This is a genomic window from Achromobacter sp. KK8, assembly GCF_054188005.1.
Genome location: NZ_CM135178.1, coordinates 697,006 through 716,259, shown reverse-complemented (window position 1 = coordinate 716,259; position 19,254 = coordinate 697,006). Strand labels below are relative to the sequence as shown.

The 19,254-nt window shown below is 69.3% G+C and carries 20 protein-coding genes and 1 pseudogene; 7 read left to right on the top strand and 14 right to left on the bottom strand.

From position 1 onward, the window contains the following. Nucleotides 1–81: 81 nt before the first annotated feature. From ACVN9Z_RS03355 to ACVN9Z_RS03325, 7 genes are all read right to left on the bottom strand, one after another. On the bottom strand, nucleotides 82–1,740 hold the full coding sequence (locus tag ACVN9Z_RS03355; protein WP_024070383.1) for a CYTH and CHAD domain-containing protein: 1,659 nt from the start codon (nucleotides 1,738–1,740) through the stop codon (nucleotides 82–84). Between the two features lie 346 nt (nucleotides 1,741–2,086). Next, nucleotides 2,087–2,911: a phosphonate ABC transporter, permease protein PhnE gene (gene phnE, locus ACVN9Z_RS03350; RefSeq protein WP_006385948.1), complete on the bottom strand. Its 825-nt coding sequence runs from the start codon at nucleotides 2,909–2,911 to the stop codon at nucleotides 2,087–2,089. After that, complete coding sequence (gene phnE, locus ACVN9Z_RS03345) at nucleotides 2,908–3,807, bottom strand: phosphonate ABC transporter, permease protein PhnE (RefSeq protein WP_054437785.1); 900 nt, start codon at nucleotides 3,805–3,807, stop codon at nucleotides 2,908–2,910. Before phnE (ACVN9Z_RS03345) ends, phnE (ACVN9Z_RS03350) begins: the two co-directional genes overlap by 4 nt. Beyond that, the gene (phnC, locus tag ACVN9Z_RS03340) at nucleotides 3,807–4,577 is read right to left on the bottom strand and encodes a phosphonate ABC transporter ATP-binding protein (protein ID WP_024070379.1); all 771 of its coding nucleotides are present in this window, start codon (nucleotides 4,575–4,577) and stop codon (nucleotides 3,807–3,809) included. The genes phnE (ACVN9Z_RS03345) and phnC overlap by 1 nt, the downstream gene beginning before the upstream one ends. Before the next feature lie 5 nt (nucleotides 4,578–4,582). Then, nucleotides 4,583–5,581 (bottom strand): phosphate/phosphite/phosphonate ABC transporter substrate-binding protein, encoded by a 999-nt coding sequence (gene phnD, locus ACVN9Z_RS03335; RefSeq protein ID WP_006385951.1) that lies wholly within the window; start codon nucleotides 5,579–5,581, stop codon nucleotides 4,583–4,585. A gap of 213 nt (nucleotides 5,582–5,794) precedes the next feature. Then, entirely contained in the window at nucleotides 5,795–6,610 is an 816-nt protein-coding gene (locus tag ACVN9Z_RS03330; RefSeq protein WP_006385952.1) for an IclR family transcriptional regulator, read from the bottom strand. A 10-nt stretch (nucleotides 6,611–6,620) separates the two neighbouring features. Next, complete coding sequence (locus tag ACVN9Z_RS03325) at nucleotides 6,621–7,427, bottom strand: HAD-IIB family hydrolase (RefSeq protein ID WP_006385953.1); 807 nt, start codon at nucleotides 7,425–7,427, stop codon at nucleotides 6,621–6,623. A 148-nt stretch (nucleotides 7,428–7,575) separates the two neighbouring features. On the opposite strand from ACVN9Z_RS03325, the gene ribBA reads away from it, so the two are divergent. The 6 genes from ribBA (at nucleotide 7,576) to ACVN9Z_RS03295 (ending at nucleotide 12,177) form a co-directional block, all read left to right on the top strand. Next, nucleotides 7,576–8,751: a bifunctional 3,4-dihydroxy-2-butanone-4-phosphate synthase/GTP cyclohydrolase II gene (gene ribBA / locus ACVN9Z_RS03320; RefSeq protein WP_006385954.1), complete on the top strand. Its 1,176-nt coding sequence runs from the start codon at nucleotides 7,576–7,578 to the stop codon at nucleotides 8,749–8,751. Nucleotides 8,752–8,761: 10 nt separating this feature from the next. Beyond that, the gene (gene ribH / locus ACVN9Z_RS03315; RefSeq protein ID WP_006391339.1) at nucleotides 8,762–9,292 is read left to right on the top strand and encodes a 6,7-dimethyl-8-ribityllumazine synthase; all 531 of its coding nucleotides are present in this window, start codon (nucleotides 8,762–8,764) and stop codon (nucleotides 9,290–9,292) included. After that, on the top strand, nucleotides 9,261–9,752 hold the full coding sequence (gene nusB / locus ACVN9Z_RS03310) for a transcription antitermination factor NusB (protein WP_458213126.1): 492 nt from the start codon (nucleotides 9,261–9,263) through the stop codon (nucleotides 9,750–9,752). Before ribH ends, nusB begins: the two co-directional genes overlap by 32 nt. A gap of 240 nt (nucleotides 9,753–9,992) precedes the next feature. Further along, nucleotides 9,993–10,958, top strand: coding sequence for a thiamine-phosphate kinase (thiL, locus tag ACVN9Z_RS03305; protein WP_458213125.1), 966 nt, complete (start codon nucleotides 9,993–9,995; stop codon nucleotides 10,956–10,958). A 149-nt stretch (nucleotides 10,959–11,107) separates the two neighbouring features. Continuing rightward, nucleotides 11,108–11,614: a phosphatidylglycerophosphatase A family protein gene (locus ACVN9Z_RS03300; protein ID WP_006385958.1), complete on the top strand. Its 507-nt coding sequence runs from the start codon at nucleotides 11,108–11,110 to the stop codon at nucleotides 11,612–11,614. Beyond that, nucleotides 11,611–12,177 (top strand): CinA family protein, encoded by a 567-nt coding sequence (locus ACVN9Z_RS03295; protein ID WP_458213124.1) that lies wholly within the window; start codon nucleotides 11,611–11,613, stop codon nucleotides 12,175–12,177. Before ACVN9Z_RS03300 ends, ACVN9Z_RS03295 begins: the two co-directional genes overlap by 4 nt. Nucleotides 12,178–12,246: 69 nt before the next feature. On the opposite strand, the gene pyrF is transcribed toward ACVN9Z_RS03295, so the two are convergent. From pyrF to ACVN9Z_RS03280, 3 genes are read right to left on the bottom strand one after another with little or no spacing between them, the layout of a single operon-like run. After that, a complete protein-coding gene (pyrF, locus tag ACVN9Z_RS03290; protein ID WP_458213123.1) occupies nucleotides 12,247–13,065 on the bottom strand; it encodes an orotidine-5'-phosphate decarboxylase in 819 nt (272 codons plus the stop codon). Nucleotides 13,066–13,072: 7 nt separating this feature from the next. Then, nucleotides 13,073–14,392 (bottom strand): NAD(P)/FAD-dependent oxidoreductase, encoded by a 1,320-nt coding sequence (locus ACVN9Z_RS03285; protein WP_054437770.1) that lies wholly within the window; start codon nucleotides 14,390–14,392, stop codon nucleotides 13,073–13,075. Between the two features lie 52 nt (nucleotides 14,393–14,444). Further along, nucleotides 14,445–14,843, bottom strand: coding sequence for a diacylglycerol kinase (locus ACVN9Z_RS03280; protein ID WP_006385962.1), 399 nt, complete (start codon nucleotides 14,841–14,843; stop codon nucleotides 14,445–14,447). A gap of 267 nt (nucleotides 14,844–15,110) precedes the next feature. Between ACVN9Z_RS03280 and ACVN9Z_RS03275 the strand changes: the two genes are divergently transcribed. Beyond that, nucleotides 15,111–16,739 carry a mannitol dehydrogenase family protein gene (locus tag ACVN9Z_RS03275; protein ID WP_458213122.1) on the top strand — a complete coding sequence of 543 codons (1,629 nt, stop codon included), beginning with the start codon at nucleotides 15,111–15,113 and terminating at the stop codon, nucleotides 16,737–16,739. 30 nt (nucleotides 16,740–16,769) lie between these two features. Here the strand turns inward: ACVN9Z_RS03275 and ACVN9Z_RS03270 are convergent, their stop codons facing one another. From ACVN9Z_RS03270 to ACVN9Z_RS03255, 4 genes and pseudogenes are all read right to left on the bottom strand, one after another. After that, on the bottom strand, nucleotides 16,770–17,480 hold the full coding sequence (locus ACVN9Z_RS03270; protein ID WP_054437767.1) for an ABC transporter ATP-binding protein: 711 nt from the start codon (nucleotides 17,478–17,480) through the stop codon (nucleotides 16,770–16,772). Further along, complete coding sequence (locus ACVN9Z_RS03265; RefSeq protein WP_369817049.1) at nucleotides 17,477–17,644, bottom strand: ABC transporter ATP-binding protein C-terminal domain-containing protein; 168 nt, start codon at nucleotides 17,642–17,644, stop codon at nucleotides 17,477–17,479. The genes ACVN9Z_RS03270 and ACVN9Z_RS03265 overlap by 4 nt, the downstream gene beginning before the upstream one ends. A 147-nt stretch (nucleotides 17,645–17,791) precedes the next feature. Then, a pseudogene (locus ACVN9Z_RS03260) lies at nucleotides 17,792–18,190 on the bottom strand (ATP-binding cassette domain-containing protein); the annotation flags it as partial. Between the two features lie 62 nt (nucleotides 18,191–18,252). Next, nucleotides 18,253–19,239 carry a branched-chain amino acid ABC transporter permease gene (locus ACVN9Z_RS03255; RefSeq protein ID WP_053498177.1) on the bottom strand — a complete coding sequence of 329 codons (987 nt, stop codon included), beginning with the start codon at nucleotides 19,237–19,239 and terminating at the stop codon, nucleotides 18,253–18,255. Nucleotides 19,240–19,254 lie beyond the last annotated feature (15 nt).

Sequence of the window (19,254 nt, the reverse complement as noted above, 5' to 3'; positions counted from 1 at the left end):
GCCCCACGTCTGCTGCATCGCAGGCGTGGGGCGCGGTGTTTGTGGCGGGCGCAAATGCGGTCCGCGAGGGACCGCGTCGCCTTATTTCCAGAACGGCTTGCTGCTTGCCAGGTCGTCGAAGGCGCGTTGCGCGTCCACCGCCAGTTCCTCCAGGCGCGCGCTGATCCAGCCCAGCGCGAACCAGGCCTGCGGATGCGTGGCCGTACACGACTCGTAGTAGTCCTTGGCGACGGCCAGGTCGTTGATCTCGCCCAGGATGTCCTGGACCCGCGACAGCAGCTTGCGGTAGCCGCGCAGCTTGCTCGGGGGCAGCAGCGATTCGGCGAAGGCCAGGCTATAGCGCAGGCGCTTGCCGCGCTTGCGCAGTTCGTGGCGCGTGGGGATGTCGAGCGTGGCGAACTGGGTGCCCTGGTCGGCCACCTTGCTGTGCCAGCGATGCAGGCGCCGCGCCAGCTGCTTGTGCAGCTGCTGCGGATCGGGTTCGGGCGCGAGCATGGGAATGATGGTGGGCTTGACGCTGGGGCCGGCGATGCCGCCTTCCAGACGGATGGCCGGCTCGGGCGCCGCGTCGCTGGGCACGCCGTTGGCGATGGGCTGGCCGTCGCTGGCGGGCAGCGCGGGCGGCACGTCCAGGCTCCATTCCAGCAGTTCCAGCAGCCAGGCCTGGAAGGCCTTGCCGCCGGCGATGGCGCGAGCGTCCTGCTCGGGTGGCGCGGCTTCCATCGGAATGACCGGCATGCCGGCGCGCATCAGCGCGGGCGCCACGGTTTCGTTCAGCACGTCCTGGTCGCGGTTGGCGCCGAAGGCGGCGAAGTGGGCGCGCACGCCCTGCATGATGGCGTCGGGGACTGGCCCGATCCAGCCGTCGAACAGCTTCCAGGCCGAGCGCAGGCGGCGGATGCCGACGCGCAGTTGGTGCACGTGTTCGGAGTTGCCGGCGCGGTACACGCCTTCGGTGTCGACTTCGGCCAGCACGGCCGCGTTGCGGGCGATCTGGTCGAGGCATTCGGCGGCGATGCGGCCCATGGCCTGCGCCGCCGTCATGTCCTCGCGCAGCTTGACGGATGCGGCGCCGCGCGGCGCCCAGAACAGGGCGATGGCCTGGGCGCGGCGGCTGTCGAGGTCGTCGCCCGGGACGGCGTCGACGTCGGCCAGGCGTTGCGCCAATTGCGCGAGCGCGTCGCCGCGCTCGGACTTGCTGCGCGGGTCCAGCACCAGGCTGTGGCGCTGCTGCCAGCCGCGCGCGACCGCGAAGATGGCGGCGGGGCGGCCCGAGACCAGTTCGAATTCAAGTTCGGAGATCGGCAGTTCCAGCGCGCCGGCGCGCAGGATGCCGGTGTCGTAGGCCAGTTCGACGGTGCCGTAGCGCGTGCGCACCTTGCGCAGCATGCGCTGCACGTCGGTCTCATAGCGCAGGCCGAGTTCGCCCTTGATGGCGGCAAGCGCCGCTTCGACCTCGGTGCCGGCATAGACCGACAGGTCGAGCACGGGGCCCGGGCGCGGGTGGTTCAGTTCGATGCGGGTGATGGCGTTGATGCCGGGCATCTTCAGGGTCTGCACCCAGTCGCGGCCTTCCTGGCGCAGGCGGATGGCGATGCGTGCCCGCGCCAGTTCGCGCTCGGGCGTGTCGAAGTACATCGCATGCAGGCGGATGCGGGTCGCCTCGCGTTGCTTGATCTCTCGCAGCACGGCCTGGCGCGAAGCCGTGGGCACGTGCAGTTTCAATTCCTGTTCCGACATGGCGGCGGGTGTCCAACGGCAAAAGCCGAGATCTTAATCAAACGGGGAGGGTGGTTTGATGACCGGTCATATTTATTTCACAAACGCTCGCATGGAGCATAGACGCGGTTGCGGTGCATCAACAATCGTTCCCGTGTCAGGCGCGGGATATTTTCCGCTTCGATTGCGTCCGCTCAATGACCCGGACAGGCAGAGACGCGCCATTGGGGGCTGTCAGATTGTAAATTCCGGGTGGGGCGTGCCTCGGCGGTCCGGGTGCGCGGGGCGGCCTGCAGCCCCGCGCGAGGCAGCCAAAAAAAAACCGCCCGTTGCCGGGCGGCGCAAAGGAACGTCGGTTGCGGGCGCGTCAGAGGATGCGTTTGCGCGCCTGGGTGATGAGGATTTCGGCCAGCACCACCACCACGAAGATGGCGACCAGCACCAGCGCCACGCGGTCCCACTGGAACAGGTTGAGGGCGGTGTCCAGCGCCATGCCGATGCCGCCGGCGCCGACCAGGCCGAGCACCGCCGATTCGCGCACGTTGATGTCCCAGCGCAGCAGCACGATGGACCAGAACGCCGGACGGATCTGCGGCCAGTAGGCGTACCAGATCACCGATGCCTTGCTGGCGCCGGTGGCGGTGACCGCCTCGATCGGGCCGCGCTGCGCTTCTTCGATGGCTTCGCCTACCAGCTTGCCGACGAAGCCGATGGAGCGGAACGCGATGGCCAGCGTGCCGGCCAGCGCGCCGGGGCCGAAGATGGCGATGAACAGCAGCGCCCATACCAGCGAATTGACCGAGCGGCTTGACACCAGGATCAGGCGCGCGAGCATGTTGATGGTCTTGCTGGGCGTGAGGTTGTTGGCCGCCAGCAGGCCCACCGGCACCGCCATGATCACCGACAGGATGGTGCCGAGCGTGGCGATGTGCAGGGTCTCGATCAGCGCGTCGTGCACGCCGCCGCGATAGTGGGCCCAGTCCACCGGCCACATGCGCTGGAACAGGTCGGCCATCTGCTCGGGCGCGTCGTACAGGAACTCCGGAATCACTTCGACGCCGCGGATGGCCTGCACGATGGCGGCGACCAGCAGCAGGTAGAGAGCGAAGCGCAGCAGCCGCTGGCCCAGACTGTAGCGGTGCCAGACGCGCGGCGCGTGGTTGGCGGGCAAGGTGGGGGCGTGCGTGTTCATTGGTCCGCCTCCGCCTTGCGCGCGGCCTGGTAGGCCGCCTTCGACGCGCTCGAGCCAATGCCGCGCGCGCCGGCGAAGCGGCCCTGCAGGATGCGGTCAAAGCCCAGGTTGTCCAGGAAAACGGCGCGCACGAAGCCTGCCAGGATCTCGCCCAGCATGATGATGGCGATGAGCGTCAGCAGGATGGCGCTGACGAAGTCGTAGTCAAAGCGCTGGAAGGCCGAGAACAGCGTGCCGCCCACGCCGCCGGCGCCGACGATGCCGACCATGGTGGAGTTGCGCAGGTTCGAGTCGAACTGGTAGGTGGCAAAGCCGATGAAGCGCGCGAACACCTGCGGCAGCACGCCGAAGGCCAGCACATTGGCGAACGAGGCGCCGGTGGCGCGCACCGCCTCGACCTGCTTGAGCGAGATTTCCTCGATGGCTTCGGTGAACAGCTTGCCGATGAAGCCGATCGAGGCCACCGTCAGCGCCAGGATGCCGGCCAGCGCGCCAAAGCCAACGGCCTTGACGAACAGGATGGCGACGATCACCGGATGCAGCGCGCGGCACAGCGCGACGATCGAGCGGGCCGGCCACGAGACCCAGGCCGGCATCAGGTTGCGCGCGCCCAAGAGGCCCACGGGCAGCGCGAACAGGATGCCCAGCACCGAGGCCAGCACCGCGATCTCCAGGCTTTCGGCGATGCCCTTCCACAGCGTGGCGGGCTTCTCAAAATTGGGCGGGAACATGCGCGCCAGGAAGGTCGACGCATGGCCCATGCCGCTTTCGAAGCGGGCCCAGCTGAAGTCCAGCTGCGCGGCCGCGTAGACCGTGTACAGCACCAGCAGCAGCACGCCGGCCTTGGCGCGGCCGGACAGCGCGAAGGGACGCGGGTGGGACGGACGAGGAGTCATTACGCCAGCCAAGACTCGCCTCCGTAGATGGTCTTGAGCATGGCGGCGTCCAGGCCATGGCCGTCGCCGTCATAGACCACGTGGCCGCCCGACATGCCGACGATGCGGCCGGCGTAGCGTCGCGCCAGTTCGACGTCGTGGATGTTGACGATCACGGGGATGCCGCTGGCGTCGCCCTGCGCCGCCAGCAGCTCCATGATCTCGACCGAGGTCTTGGGGTCGAGCGACGAGGTCGGCTCATCGGCCAGCAGCAACTGCGGGCGCTGCATCAGCGCGCGGGCGATGCCCACGCGCTGGCGCTGGCCGCCCGACAGGGCGTCGGCGCGCTGGTCAGCGAAGCCCGCCAGGCCGACGGTATCGAGCAGCTGGTAGGCGTGCTCGATGTCGTCGGCCTCGAAGCGGCGGGTCCAGGCCTTGAAGGCGCCGGTGTAGCCCAGCCGTCCGGTCAGCAGGTTTTCCATCACGGTCAGGCGTTCGACCAGGTTGTATTCCTGGAACACCATGCCGATGCGCCGGCGCGCGCGCCGCAGCGACGCGCCGCGCACCCGGGCCAGGTCGACCGCGCCGTCGCCGGCTTCGAGCACGATCTCGCCGCGGGTCGGCTCGATCAGCCGGTTGATGCAGCGCAGGAGCGTGCTCTTGCCGGTGCCCGACGGGCCGATGATGGCCGTCAGGCCGCGTCCCGCGATCTGCAGGTCGATGCCGTTCAATACCGGCCGGCCGGCCCGGTATTCCTTGACCAGGCCGGAAATGCGTAGCGACGTCGTCATGCTGGTTACTTCTTGCTCTTGGCGGATTCGCGGTCGTAAGCGGCGCGGTTGAAGCTTTCGCCGCCGGATTCGGCGACCTGGCGCACGATGGCCCAGTCCTTCTGGTAGGTCACCGGGTAGAAGCGGTCGGCGCCGTCGAAGGCCTTGGACATCTCGGCCGGGAAGCGGTAGTCGTAGAAGCACTTGAGCATCTGGTCGCGGAACTTCGGCTCCAGGTCGTGCGCGTAGGCGAACGACGAGGTCGGGAATTTCTCGCTCTTGTAGATGACGCGGAAGTCGGCTTCCTTGACCTGGCCGCGCTCGACCATGCGCTTGAACACGTCCGAGGCCACGGCGGCGGCGTCGTAGTCGCCGGAATTGACGCCCATGACGGACTGGTCGTGCTTGCCCGAGAACACCACCTTGTAGTCCTTGTCGGGCGTCAGGCCTTCCTTGGGAAACAGCGCCACGGGCGCCATGTGGCCGGAGTTCGACGACGGCGCGGTGTGCGCCAGCTTCTTGCCCTTGAGGTCGGTGAGCTTCTGGTACGGGCTGTCCTTCTTGACGATGACGATCAGGTTGTAGCCCTGGAAGCCATCGGCGTAGCCCTTGACGGCGAACGGCACCGCGCCGGCGATGTTCACGGCGAAGGCGGTGGGGCCGGTGGAGAAGCCGCCCACGTGCAGGCGGCCCGAGCGCATGGCCTCGATCTCGGCGGCGTTGCTTTGCACCTGGTAGAACACCACGCGCTTGCCGGTGCATTCGGACAGGTGCTTGGTGAACGGCTTGAAGATGTCTTCATACACCGCCGGGTCTTCCACCGGGGTGTAGGTGAACACCAGGGTCGACGGCGTCTTGAGCTTGGCCGGATCGGTGGGCGTGTCGGCCACCAGGTCCTTGTTGGCGTCGCAGTAGTTCTGGTCCAGGTCGCCCCGGTTCGAGCAGGTGTCGGCGGCGTGGGCGGCGGATGCCCCGAACGCGAGCGCGGCCAGCGAGGCCGCTTGCAGTAGACGCAAGGCGCGCATCGTATGTCTCCTGTTATAGGTTTGAATATGACTGGTAACTGAATTCAAACATACAAGCGCGGGAGGCACACTCGGGAAAGTCCCTGTGTTTCTTTTCGTGTTTTGTTCGTTTTGTTCGCTTTGAGTTCGTTTTTGCGCGAACGGCGCGGCGGCCACGCGATCGGATCGTGAGATCCGTCGCGCGGCTTGCGGGTCAGGCGACAGGGGAGAAGGTCAGGCGCGGTAGCCCAGCTTGCGCGAGATCTCGTGGGCGCAGGCCAGCAGCGGACGGGCGATGGCGCCGTCCCAGGATACGTCGAACAGGCCGGTGGGGCCCAGGCTGGTCAGCGCCAGCACGATGTTGCCGGTGTTGTCGAAGACCGGCACCGACAGGGCGTCCACGCCCGGCAGCGGGTTGCCCAGGGCGCGGGCCATGCCGTGCACGCGGATGTCGGCCAGTTGCGCTTCGATGTTGGCGCGGCTGACCTTGCGCGGCGGCGACACGCTGGAGATCACCGCCGTATCGCCTTCCTCGCGGGCGATGTAGTGCTCGCTGACCTTGGGCGGCAGCCAGGCCGCGAACACCAGGCCGGTGGCGGTGTGCAGCATCGACATCACGGTGCCCTTGCGCATGTTCACGTGCACCGGGTAGCTGGCCTCGGTCATGTGGATCATGGTGGGGCCGTGCGAGCCCAGCACCGCGATCCCCAGCGTGTGGCCGATCTCGGATTGCAGCTTGGCGATCTCGGGCATGGCGATGCGCACCGGGTCCAGCCGTTGCAGGCTGACCAGGCCCATCTGCAGCGCGAACGGCCCCAGCTCGTACTGGCCGGTAATGCTGTCCTGCTGCACCAGGCCGACGCGGATGAAGCTGACCAGGTAGGGGTGGGCCTTGGCCGAGGTCATGCCGGCGCCGGCGGCCAGGTCGCGCAGCGTCAGCGGCTTGGCGGCGTCGACCAGGGCGGCCAGCAGCGGCACGCCGACCTCGATGGACTGGATGCTGCGGCGGCCGTCGTTGGCGGCGGGGGCGGAAGGTTTGGCGGTGGCCACGGTGCGTGCCTCAGGCGGTGACGGCGCGGGCGGCCAGCAGGCGGTCGGCCATCTCGGTGAAGCCGGCGCCGCCATGGAACGCGGCCACGTAGGCGGGGCGGTGCGTCAGGCGATGCAACTGCGACTGGATGTTGGCCACGCCGACCGAGACCGGGAAGTAGGCGAACATGGGCTCGTCGTTGGGCGAGTCGCCGATGAACAGCGTGCTGTCGAGCACGCCGGCCACGTCGATGCCGAATTCGCGCTGGAACAGGGTGCGCGTCATGGTCAGCTTGTCGTAGTCGCCGAACCAGCCGTTGACGTGGATCGAGCTGACCTTGGCCTGGGCGCCGGCGTCTTCGAAGATGCGCACGATGCGGCCGATATCGGCCTCGGGCAGGGGCGGCACGTCTTCGCAGAAGTCGATGGCCAGGTCGGCCACGCGGTAGTCCTGGTCGCTGGCCACGGCGGCGCCGGGCACCTCGGCCAGCACCCGGTCGCGGATCGCGTCCAGCTGCTTGCGGCTGGCCTGGCGCGAAGCCGCGTCGGTCCAGTAGTGCGTGACCATGCGGCGCGCCTGGCGGTCGTACGCGTAATAGAACGCGCCGTTCTCGCCGACCACCGCGCGCACCGGCCACATGCGGGCGATGTGGTCGCACCAGCCGGCCGGGCGGCCGGTGATCGGCACCACCTGGATGCCGGCCTGTTCCAGGCGTTCCAGGGCGGCGTAGGCGTCGGCGGGCAACCGGCCTTCGGTGGTCAGGGTGTCGTCGATGTCGGTGAGCACGACGCGGATCCCCGCCGCGACGGTCAAAGGCATGGCCGCAAGGGCTTGCATGGCGTTTTTCCTTGGTTTTATGGGGTGTTCTCCGGCCGAAAGTTTAACCGGATGGCCCTGTTTGGGCGGGGGGCGGCGCGACCCGGTAGGGGATATGGCGCCGGGGGCGGTAAAATCCGGGCTTTCCCGCCTGGTTTGCGTGCCCGCCATGTCCGTCCAGTTGTCCCCGTTGCCCGGCTCCGAGCCGGAATCCTTCGATATTGCCTCGGTCGCCGAGATCATCGCCGAGCTGCGCGCCGGCCGCATCGTCATCCTGGTTGACGAAGAAGACCGCGAAAATGAAGGCGACCTCGTCATGGCCGCCGAATTCGTCACGCCCGAGGCCATCAACTTCATGGTGACCCACGGCCGCGGCCTGGTGTGCCTGACCCTGACCGAAGAACGCTGCCGCCAGCTGGACCTGCCGCTGATGGCGGCCCGCAACGGCACGCGATACGGCACCAATTTCACCCAGTCGATCGAGGCCGCCGAAGGCGTCGAGACCGGCATTTCGGCCGCCGACCGCGCCCGCACCATCCAGGTGGCGGTGGCGCGCGACGCCAAACCGTCCGACCTGGTCCAGCCCGGCCATATCTTTCCGGTGCGCGCCGTGCCCGGCGGCGTGCTGGTGCGCGCCGGCCACACCGAGGCCGGCTGTGACCTGACCGCCATGGCCGGCCTGACCCCGGCCGCGGTGATCTGCGAAATCCTCAAGCCGGACGGCACCATGGCGCGCCTGCCCGACCTGGTCGAGTTCGCCCGCGAGCACAACCTGAAGATCGGCACCATCGCCGACCTGATCCAATACCGCAGCGAGCACGAATCCATCGTCAAGCGCGTCGGCAAGCGCAGCATGCAGACCGCCTGGGGCACCTTCGAGGCCGTGGCCTACGAAGACGCCGCCACCGGCTCGGCCCACCTGGCGCTGGTGCATGGTACCGTGGCGCCAGAGGTCGAGACCCTGGTGCGCGTGCATGAACCGGCCTCGGTGCTGGACGTGCTGGATACCGGCGCCAGCCCGCACAGCTGGGGCGTGGCGCAGGCCCTGCAGGCCATTTCGCAGGCGCCGGCCGGCGTGCTGGTGCTGATGAACTGCCAGTCCTCCACTGAACACCTGTTCGCCCAGATCGCCGGCTGGAACGACCCCAAGGCCAATGCCAACCCCGCCAACGCCGACCGTTTCGGCCTGCGCACCTACGGCATCGGCGCCCAGATTCTGCGTGACCTGAACGTGGGCCAGATGAAGCTGCTGGCCCGGCCGCGCAAGATGCCCAGCATGGCGGGCTTCTCGCTCACCATTACGGGTTACGATTGCGACCCTCCGAACTCTCCCGCAACACACTGAAGGCCGACACATGAACCCTTACATCCTCACCCCCGACCTGAACGGCGAAGGGCTGCACATCGGCATCGTTCGCGCCCGTTTCAATGAAGAGATCGGCCAGGCCGAACTCGAAGCGTGCCTGAAGGAACTGGCTGAACTCGGCGTGGACGAGCGCGACGTGATGGTCGCCACCGTGCCGGGCGCCCTGGAACTGGGCGTGGCCCTGTCGCACATGGCCGAGACCTTCGAGTTCGACGCCCTCATCGCGCTGGGCGCGGTCATCCGCGGCGAGACCTATCACTTTGAAGTGGTCAGCAATGAAATGGCCACTGCCATCACCCGCATCTCCCTCGAGACCGGCATCCCGGTCGCCAACGGCGTGCTGACCGTGGACACCGACGAGCAGGCACAGGCCCGCGCCGCCGGCAAGGGCCGCGACTGCGCCCAGGTGGCCGTCGAAATGGCCAACCTGGTGGCGGCCCTGGAGCCCGAGGAAGAAGACGAAGACGACGAAGACGAGGACGAAGATTTTGACGACGAAGAAGACGACGACCAGCGCTGATAGCGCGGCGCAAGCCCGCGCCAATGCCCGCAGCGCGCGCCGCCGTGCGCGCGAATTCGCGCTGCAGGGCGTGTACGCGTGGCTGCTGCGCGGCGGCGAAGGCACGCAGGACGCCGGCGAGATCGATGCCCACCTGCGCGACACCGAGGAATTCTCCGAGGCCGACGCGCAGTGGTTCAAGACCTTGCTGCATGGCGTCCTGCGCGACGCGCCCGCGCTGCGCGAGCGTTTCACGCCCTACGTCGACCGCCCGCTGGCCGAGCTGTCGCCGGTCGAGCACGGCATCCTGCTGATCGGCAGCTTCGAACTGATCCATCATGTCGAAGTGCCGTACAAGGTCGCCATCAACGAGGCCGTGGAACTGGCCAAGTCGTTCGGCGGCACGGATGGCTTCAAGTTCGTCAATGGTGTGCTCGACAAGCTCGCGGCGGACGTGCGCTCGCACGAGATGAAGAAGTAGATACCCCCCCCCCGAAGCGCTGCGCGCTTCCCCCCAGGGGGGCGCCGCTGCGGACCGGCGGAGCCGGATCCGCGCGGCCCGGGTCTGGGGAGGCACATTTTTTTGGATCGGTCTCCTTTCTTTCGGAGCTACCTTTCCGTTCCTTTGGTGCGGGCCTCTCTTTGGGGCGATCCTTCCCTTGGAGCGTGGCTCCGGTGTGGGAGTCAATACCGGCGCATTGCGCCGGACTGCGGAGTTGTCGTGGCGTCCGAATTCGATCTGATCGCGCGCTATTTCACGCGCGCCGCGCCGGCGGGGTTGTTGGGCGTGGGCGATGACTGCGCGTTGTTTCCGGTGCCGCCCGGCGAACAGGTGGCCACCAGCACCGATCTGCTGCTGGAAGGCCGGCATTTCTTTCCCGATGTCGATCCGAAGGCGCTGGGGCACAAGGCCCTGGCGGTGAACCTGTCGGACCTGGCCGCCATGGGCGCGCGGCCCATCGGTTGCGTGCTGGGGCTGGCGTTGCCGCGGCTGGACGAGCCGTGGCTGGCGGCCTTTGCCGACGGGTTCCATGCGCTGGCGGCGGCCCATGGCTGCCCGTTGATCGGCGGCGACACCACCCGCAGCGCCCATGACCTGGCCATCAGCGTGACCGTGTTCGGCGCCGTGCCGGCCGGCGCCGCGTTGCGCCGCGATGGCGCGCGGGCGGACGACGACATCTGGGTGTCCGGCGAACTGGGCGCGGCCGATGTGGCCTATCGCCTGCTCGACGGGCAGTACCCGGCCGAGGCGGCGCGGCTGGCCGCGACCCGCGGCGCGCTGGAATGGCCCGAACCGCAGGTGGCGCTGGGGCTGGCGTTGCGGGGCATCGCGCACGCCGCCATCGATATTTCCGACGGTTTGCTGCAGGACCTGGGCCATATCCTTACGGCCAGCCGGGTGGGCGCGGTGCTGCACGAAGACCGCATGCCCGTGGCCGCCGCGCTGGCCGGCATGCCCGCCGACCAGGCGCGCCGCGCCGTGCTGGGCGGCGGCGACGTCTACCAGCTTTGCTTTACCGCGCCGCCCGCCCGCCGCGACGCCGTGCTGGCCGCCGCGCAGGCGGCGGGCGCGCGCGTGACCCGGGTGGGCAGCGTTTCGGCCTGGCCGGGGCTGGCGGTGCTGGATGCCGGCGGGCAAGCGCTGGCCCGGCTGCCCGCCGGCTTCGACCATTTCCCCGCGGCTTGAGGGGGCGCCTGCCTTGCCAGGCGCGCCGCCAAACCCTGGCACAATCGCTGCCACGGGCAGCGCCCGCCAAGACCGCCATTTCCGTTGCCATTTTCCCTGCCATTGACGGGCCCGCATCCATGTCGTCCTTCTCTCCCCGCTCTCCCTCCATGCGCGAACGCTCGCGGGCCGTCTATCCCTCGCTGTCCTGGGTCTGCCGCGATCCGGGCCGGCTGATCGCCTTCGGCCTGGGCAGCGGCCTGATCCGGCCCGCCTCGGGCACCTGGGGCACGTTGCTGGCCTGGCTGATCTGGGTCGCGGCCGCGCCGGCCGCGTCCGACCTGGCCATCGGCATCTTCCTGGCACTGGCCTTCCTGTACGGCTGCTGGGCCTGCGACCGTGTCGGCCGCGAACTCCAGCAACCCGATCATGTCGGAATGGTGTGGGACGAGATGGTGGCGTTCTGGCTGGTGCTGTGGCTGACGCCGGCCGGCTGGTTGTCGCAGGCGCTGGCGTTCGTGCTGTTCCGCACGTTCGACATCGTCAAGCCGCCGCCCATCAAGTTCTTCGATGCCCGCCTGAAGGGCGGTTTCGGGGTAATGTGGGACGATATCGTCGCGGCCGGATACGCCTTGCTGATCATGGCGCTGGTCGTGCGCACAGGAGTCTTGGGATGAACCCGCAACACGAAAGCGGCCGGTCCAATCTGTCGGCCGAACAATTGGCGCAGGCCACCGCTTATGGACTGGCCGAGCGGCTGGGCGACACGCTGCGGCGCCAGGGCCTGGTGCTGGGCACCGCCGAGTCCTGCACCGGCGGCCTGCTGGCCGGCGCCGTGACGGCGGTGGCCGGTTCCAGCGAGTGGTTCGATCGCGGCTTCATCACCTACAGCAACGACGCCAAGGTCGCCGAGCTGGACGTGTCGCCGGATGCCTTGCATCACTTCGGCGCGGTCAGCGAGCCGGTGGCGCTGGAGATGGCCAACGGCGTGCTGCTGGCGTCGCCGGCGGCGCAGGTGGCGGTGTCCACCACCGGCATCGCCGGCCCGGGCGGCGCCACGCCGGGCAAGCCGGTGGGCATGGTGTGCTTCGGCTTCGCGCAGCGGGTCGGCGACGGCATCAGCAGCCGCGCCGTCACCCATGTCTTCAGCGGCGATCGCGCGCAGGTGCGCCAGCAGGCGGTTGAATTCGCGCTGCGCGGGGTGCTGGAACTGCTGGGGGCGCCGGTCAACCGGCGTTGAGGAAGGCCGCGCGCGTCATGGCGCGGTCCAGGGATACCGCGGGAGCCGCCTGGCCCCCGCGAGCGGCGCTCAGCGCACCGCGTTGATCGCGTCGCGCAGGCCGCGCGCGGCCTCGCCCGCGGCCTGGCGCCAGTCATCGCCGCCGCTGGCGTAGATGATGGCGCGCGACGAGTTGATCATCATGCCGCTGCGCGCGGCGTTGGCGCCGGCGTTGACGGTGGCGGTGATGTCGCCGCCCTGGGCGCCGATGCCCGGCACCAGCAGCGGCACCGCGTCGCCGATGCGCTGGCGCACCGCGGCCAGCTCGTTCGGGAAGGTCGCGCCCACCACCAGGCCGCATTGGCCGTTGGCATTCCACTTGTCGGCCACCAGCCCCGCCACGTGCAGGTACAGGGGCTCGCCGTTGTCCATCTTGAGGAACTGCAGGTCCGATCCGCCGGGGTTGGAGGTGCGGCACAGCACGATCACGCCGCGGTCGCGCCAGGCCAGGTAGGGCTCGACCGAGTCCAGGCCCATGTACGGGCTGACCGTCAGCGCGTGCGCCTGGTAGCGCTCGTAGGCTTCGCGGGCGTAGTTCTCGGCGGTGGAGCCGATGTCGCCGCGCTTGGCGTCCAGCACGATGGGCAGGTCGGGGTGCTGGCCGCGGATGTGCTGGCACAGCGCTTCGAGCTGGTCTTCGGCGCGGTGCGCGGCGAAGTAGGCGATCTGCGGCTTGAAGCTGCAGGCGTAGGGCGCGGTGGCATCGACGATGTCGCGGCAGAACTGGAAGATCGCGTCCGGCTTGCCCTGCAGTTCACGCGGGAAGCGTTGCGGGTCGGGATCAAGCCCGACTTGCAGGAGCGAGTTGCTGGTGGTCCAGGCGTGTTCGAGTCTTTGGAGGAAATTCATGGGGAGTTCAGTGCAGTTTGACCCGGGGGCGCGTGCGCCGCATGAGCAGGCGCGCCAGGGCCAGGGAGGCGGTGCGTGAGATGCCCAGCACCGCTTTGTGGTGCATCAGGTGCAGGCTCATGTACATCAGGCGCGCCAGTGTACCGCTTACGAACAGTCCCCGTCCGGCCAGCTTGCCCATCAGGCTGCCGACGCCGGCGTCCTGGCCCAGCGAGACCAGCGAGCCGTGGTCTTCATAGACGTAGGGAGCGGTGGGTTCGGCCGCGCGGCGCAGGCGCGCGGTGAGCTTCTTGCACAGGTAGTCGGCCTGCTGGTGCGCGGCCTGGGCGCGCGCCGGCACGGTGCGGCCGTCGCGCCAGGGCGCGGCGCAGCAGTCGCCCAGCGCCAGGATGTGCGGGTCGGCGGTTTCGAGCCGTTCATTGACCTCGACCTGGCCCAGCTTGTTCAGCGGCAGGTCCAGCTCGGCCAGCAGGGCCGGGCCCTTGATGCCGGCCGCCCACATGCACAGCCGCGCCGGGAATTCGCGGCCGTCGGCGGTCTTGACGGAATCGGCGGAGACTTCCGAGACCCGGCACGCGGTTTCGACGCGGATGCCGAGTTCGGTGAGCCGCGCGGTGGCGGCGGCGGAGATCTTCTCGGGCAGCGCCGACAGGATGCGCGGCGCGCCCTCGACCAGCGTGATCGCCAGGTCGCGCTCGGCGCGGAAATTCGGCAGGCCGTAGGCGCTGACGACGTGGCTGGCTTCGGTCAGTTCGACCGCCAGCTCGACGCCGGTGGCGCCGCCGCCGACGATCACCAGGTCCAGCCGCGCCGACGGATCGCGCACCTTGGCCTGGTCGACCAGCGCCATGGCCTTGAGCATGGTCAGGCGGAACTGCTCGGCGTTCTCGGTGGTGTCCAGCGTGACGGCGTGTTCGGCCGCGCCCGGGGTATTGAAGAAATTGGAGGTGCTGCCCAGCGCCAGCACCAGCGTGTCGTAGGCCAGTTCGCGGCGCGGCAGCACTTCCTGGCCTTGCGCGTCGGCCACGGCGTCGACGCTGATCAGCCGGCGTTCGCGGTCGACACCGATCAACCGGCCCTGGGCGAAGGAAAAGCCGTTCAGGTGCGCCAGCATCAGGTAGGACAGGCCTTCCTGGTGGATGTCCAGTGTGCCGGCCGCCGCTTCGTGCAGCGACGGCTTCCAGATGTGGAACGGCCGGCTGTCGACCAGGGTGATGTGCTGGCGGCCGTGGATGCGGCCGAGCTTGGCCGCCAGTTCGAGGCCGCCGGCACCCCCGCCGACGATGACGATGCGTTCCGAAGGGGCTGGCGTCGAGTTGGGCATCATGGCTCCCAGTATAGAGGCGCGGACCCCGGGGCGGGCAAGCCGGCGCCGGAATTCAGTGCATCACGAACCGGCTCACCGCCACGCCCACCCAGACGGCCACGGTGAACAGCAGCAGCAGCATGACGGCCGCGCTGCCCAGGTCCTTGGCCCGTCCCAGCAGGGGATGGGTGTCGACAGACAAGGCGTCGGCCAGCGCTTCGACCGCCGAATTCAGCAGTTCCACCGCCAGCACCAGCACCACGGTGCCGATCAGGAAGAACACCTCGACGGTGGTGCGTCCCAAAAAGAACGCGGCTGGGATCAGCAGCACGGCCAGCGCCAGTTCCTGGCGGAAGGCGGCCTCGTACTTGATGGCGGCCTGCAGGCCCTGCAGCGAGTAGCGCAGCGCATTCAGGATGCGGCGCAGGCCGCCGGTGCTTTTGTAGGGCGAGTGGTGCGGATTGGTCGACATGGGAAGCGTAATAAGGCCGGGTGTGGCGGCTTTTTAACAGATATGGGTTGCCGGCGTGATTCGGCATGAGGCGGGTCAAGGATCCGTGGGTTTTTACTGGTAATACTACGTTACTTTTTGCCTTCGTCACGACCATGCGATACCCTGGCGACGCGCGGCATCACGGCGTCGGCTTCGAGCCCGCCCGCCGTGTGCAATTCCCTACCAACGCGCCTTTCCGCCTGTCCCGGGGCAGATGCATGACGGCGCCATGAGACATTGCGATCCATGCTCGAACGCTTGAATACGGAGTCCTTGCCACGCCTGCCCGCGGACGTGGAGAAACCCGCCTATGACCGCAGCCGACTGACGCCGGGCATCGTGCATCTGGGGCTGGGCGCCTTTCACCGCGCGCACCAGGCGCTGGCCACGGACCTGGCCATGGCCGCCAGCCAGGACCTGACCTGGGGCATTCTCGGCGTGTCGCTGCGCAGCCCCGCCACGCGCGACGCGCTGGCGCCGCAGGACGGCCTCTACACCCTGGCGCTGCGTGACAGCGGCCCGGATGGCGCGGCGCGCGAGCAACTGCGCGTGGTCGGCGCGGTGCAGCGCGTGATGGTCGCCGAGGAAGACCCCCACGCAGTGCTCGAACGCATCGCCTATCCGCAGACGCGCATCGTCAGCCTGACCATCACCGAGAAGGGCTATTGCCACGACCCGGCCACCGGCCACCTGCGCTGGGACGATCCGGACATCCTGCACGATCTGGACAATCCGATCCGTCCGCGCAGCGCCATCGGCCTGCTGGTGCACGGCCTGGCGCTGCGCCGCGAGCGCGGCCTGCCCCCCGTGACGCTGCTGTCCTGCGACAACCTGCAGGCCAACGGCGACACCTTGCGCAGCCTGGTGCTGGCCTTCGCGCTTCGGCTGGACGTGGCCCTGACCAGCTGGATCGACTCGCACTGCACCTTCCCCAATTCCATGGTGGACCGCATCGTGCCGGCCACGCGCGACGACGACCGCGCGCGCATCGCGCAGCGGCTGGGCGCGGAGGACGCCTGGCCGGTGATCGGCGAGCCCTACATGAACTGGGTGGTCGAGGATAGATTCGCGGCCGGGCGTCCGGCCTGGGAGGCGGCGGGCGCGACCTTCGTGGCCAACGCCGCGCCCTACGAGCGCCTGAAGCTGCGCATGGTCAACGGCCCGCACTCGGTGCTGGCCTACCTGGGCACGTTGCTGGGCGCGGCCACGATGCGCGAGGCCGCGGCGGTGCCGGCGCTGCGTGGCTTCGTCGACGACCTGATGCGCCACGAGATCGCGCCGACGCTCAAGGGCATCCCGGATGCGGGCCTGGAAGGCTATCGCCAGCGATTCCTGGCGCGGGTCGACAACGCGGCGCTGCCGCATCCGACCCGGCAGGTGGCGATGGACGGATCGCAGAAGCTGCCGCCCCGCCTGCTGGCCACGATCCGCGACCGCCTGCGCGGCGGTGACGACATCCGCAGGCTGGCGCTCGCCGTGGCGGCCTGGCTGCACTACCTGCGCGGCGAAGACGAGCACGGCGCGCGCTATCCCATCGAAGATCCGCTGGCCGCGCCGTTGTCCAGGCTGCTGGCGCGCGCCGATGTGGCGGCGCGGGCGGCTGCGCCCAAGCAGGCCGCGTATCGCCGCGCCCTGGTGCTGGCGGGCTATCGGCCGGTGTTCGGCGACCTGGGCGACAAGCCCGTGTTCGTCAACGCGCTGGCCGCGCAGCTGGAAATCCTGCGCGAACACGGGGCGCTGCATGCGCTGGAAGCGGTGGCGCGCGACCCCGCGCCTTCCGGTCCGGCCGATGCCGCGCCAGCGGCGGAGATGGCCGCGGTCGCTGGCGCCGAGGCCACGCCACGCTCGCGGGAAGCGGCCGGCGTCGGCATGTGAGCCGGCGGCGCGACGGCCCCGGCCGCCGCGCTACACGCCCAGGTATTGCAGCAGGCGCGCTTCGTCGTCGATGAAGGCCTGGGACGTGCCGCTCCAGGCCACCCGGCCTTTCTCGATGATGGCGTGGCGATCCGCGGTGGCCAGCAGCGGCTCCAGGTTCTTGTCGATGCACAGCACCGCCAGCCCGGTGCGCTTGAGGCTTTCCAGCGCCTGCCAGATCTCTTCGCGTACCACCGGCGCCAGCCCTTCCGTGGCCTCGTCCAGGATCAGCAGGCGCGGATTCGTCAGCAGCGCGCGGCCGATGGCCAGCATCTGCTGCTCGCCGCCCGACAGGTGGCTGCCCAGGTGGCGCGCGCGTTCGGCCAGCCGCGGGAACAGCGCGTAGACGCGTTCCAGCGTCCAGGGCTGCGCCAGCCCCTGGCGATTGTGCGCGGTGGCCACCAGGTTCTCGCGCACCGACAGGTTGGGGAACACGTGCCGGCCCTCGGGCACCAGGCCGATGCCGCATTGCGCCACCTTGTAGGCCGGCAGGGCGACGATGTCGCCGCCGTCGAACGTGATGGCGCCGCGGCTGGCGTGGTTCAGGCCCATGATGGCCTTGACCGTGGTCGACTTGCCCATGCCGTTGCGGCCCAGCAGCGTCACGAACTCGCCCGCGGCGATATCCAGGTCGATGCCGAAGAGCGCCTGGCTGGCGCCGTAGTGCGCGGTCACGCCGCGCAGCGACAGCAGCGCGCTCATGCCGGCGCTCCCTGCGCGCGGCGGCCGGCGTGGCCGCGTTCGCTGCCCAGATAGCATTCGCGCACCTGCGGATCGTTGCGGATCTGGTCGGCATCGCCGCAGGCCAGGGCGCGGCCGTACACCAGCACCGTGATGCGGTCGGACAGTGCGAACACCGCCTGCATGTCGTGCTCCACCAGCAGGATGGTGTAGTGCCCGCGCAGCCGTTGCAGCAGGCGCGTCATGGCCTCGGATTCGTGCTGGCTCATGCCGGCCATGGGTTCGTCCAGCAGCAGCAGGGTGGGCTGGCAGGCCAGCACCATGGCCAGCTCCAGTTGCCGCAGCTCGCCATGCGCCAGGGCGGCGGCGGGTGTGTCGGCGCGGCCGTCGAGCCCGGCCTGCGCCAGCGCCTCGCGCGCCGGCTCGCGCAGCGCCGGGGTCGACAGCACCGGCCGCCAGAAGCGGAAGCTGTGGCCGCGCCGCGCCTGCACCGCCATGGCCACGTTCTCCAGGGCGGTGAACGGCTTGAACACCGAGGTGATCTGGTAAGAGCGCGCCAGCCCGCGGCGCACGCGCCGCTCGACCGGCAGGCGCGTCACGTCCTCGCCGTCGAGCAGCACGCGGCCGCCGTCGGGCCGCAGCTCGCCGCTCAACTGGCCGATCAGCGTGGTCTTGCCGGCGCCGTTGGGGCCGATCACGGCATGCAGCTCGCCCGGCCGTACGTCCAGCGACAGGTCGTCGGTGACGGTCAGGCCGCCGTAGCGCTTGACCAGGTGTTCGACGCGCAGCGCGCTCATCGCGGTTCTCCGGTGGGATGGGGCAGGGCGCGCGCGGCGCCCAGGCGCAACGGCTTGTCCGACAGGCCGCCATACAGGCCGCGGCGCGACACCAGCACCACGCCTACGATCAGCAGGCCCATTACCAGCATCCAATGGTCGGTCAGCAGCTTCAGCCCTTCCTCCAGCAGCAGGAAGGCCAGCGCCCCGGCGAGCGGGCCGACCACCGTGCCCAGGCCGCCCAGCGCCACCATCACGATCAGTTCGCCTGAGGTGGTCCAGGCCAGGTACGAAGGCGATACGTACAGCGTCAGGTTGGCCAGCAGCACGCCCGCCACGCCGCATACCATCGCCGACAGCACGTAGGCCGCCAGGCGATAGCGCAGCGTGGCGAACCCCAGCGCGCGCATGCGCCGCTCGTTGGCCTGGCAGCCGCGCAGGACCATGCCGAACGGCGCCTGCACCAGGCGGCGCAGCGCGGCCAGCGCCAGCAGCAGCACGCCGAACGCGGTGTAGTACAGCGCCAGCGGCGTATCCAGCCGGAACAGGCCGAAGTCGCTGCCGGCGAACAGCGACATGCCGTCGTCGCCGCCGAAACCTTCCAGCCCGGTGGCCAGGAAATAGAACATCTGCGCGAACGCCAGCGTGATCATGATGAAGGCGATGCCGGACGTGCGCATGACCACGTAGCCGCTCACCAGGCCGACGGCCGCGCAGGCGCCCAACGCGGCCAGCAGGTGCAGCCAGCCGTTCTCGATGCCGTAGTGGTTCAGCACGCCGACCGCATAGGCCCCCAGGCCCAGGTACAGCGCGTGGCCGAAGCTGACCATGCCGCCGTAGCCCAGCAGCAGGTTCAGCGCCAGCGCGGCGATGCCGTACACCAGCACGCGGCCGAACAGCGCCAGCAGGAAGGGTTCACCCTGCCATTGCGCATACAGCGGCACCAGCGCCAGGAGCAGCAACAGCGCGCCGGCGGCGAACGCGCGGGGAGAGAGTCGAAGCATGTGTTGGCCTCCTTG